This window comes from Kocuria coralli (assembly GCF_008831305.1).
In the GTDB taxonomy this organism is placed as follows: domain Bacteria; phylum Actinomycetota; class Actinomycetes; order Actinomycetales; family Micrococcaceae; genus Kocuria; species Kocuria coralli.
On sequence record NZ_ML708647.1, the window covers coordinates 1 to 958 of the forward strand.

Consider the following 958-nt stretch of genomic DNA (forward strand, 5'->3'; position numbering starts at 1 on the left):
CCACGACATCGCGGTCTCGGCACTGGCGGAGATGCTCGGGGTCGCCTGGAACACCGTCTGGGACGCCATCACTCCGGTCATCGAGGACCAGTTGGCCGCGGAGGATCGGCTGGCCGGGGTGAACGCCCTGGGCGTGGACGAGCACCTCTGGCGCCACGTGGGCCCACCCGGCACTGGGCTGGTCACCGGGATCGTGGACCACTCCCGCGGCGAGGACGGCCGGCCCCGGGCGCGCCTGCTGGATCTGGTGCCCGGGCGCACGGGGGCGGCCTACGGCGACTGGCTCTCCGAGCAGGGGCCGGCGTTCACGAGCGGGATCCGCACGGCGACGCTGGATCCGTTCCACGGCTACGCCAATGCCATCCGCGACGAGCTCCCGGAGGCGATCACCGTTCTCGACGCTTTCCATGTGGTCAAGCTCGGCGGGCAGGTCGTCGATGAGGTCCGCCGCCGCGTGCAGCAGGACACTCTGGGTCACCGCGGGAGAGCCGGGGACCCGTTGTACGGGATCCGCCGCACCCTGCAGATCGGCGCCGAGCACCTGACCGAGAGGCAGGTCCGCCGACTCAACGCGAAGCTCGAGGCCGGGGACCCGCATCACGAGGTCACCCTTGCCTGGCATTGCTACCAGAAGCTGCGCGCGGTCTACCACGCCCGCCCCGAGCAGGGGCGCCGGCTCGTCGCAGAGATTCTCGGTGCCTTCCCGTCCTGTCCCATTCCGGAGATCGCCCGGCTCGGACGGACCTTACGCCGGTGGAAGGCCGCGATCCTGGCCTACTTCGATACCGCAGGAGCCTCGAACGGGCCCACGGAAGCGGTCAATGGCGTCATCGAGACCATGCGTCGCGTCGCCCGCGGCTTCCGCAACTTCGACAACTACCGGTTACGGGCTCTGCTCGCTGCAGGCGGTCATCGCCCCTGGCGGAGAACCGCTACCCACACTCAGCTGTGAAGGCCC

At 70.1% G+C, this 958-nt stretch carries 1 protein-coding gene; it reads left to right on the plus strand.

The window, feature by feature from the left end; genetic code table 11:
- The coding region (locus tag FCK90_RS15170; RefSeq protein ID WP_158035141.1) for an ISL3 family transposase at positions 1–952 on the plus strand (952 nt) is incomplete at its 5' end.
- Between the last annotated feature and the right edge of the window lie 6 nt (positions 953–958).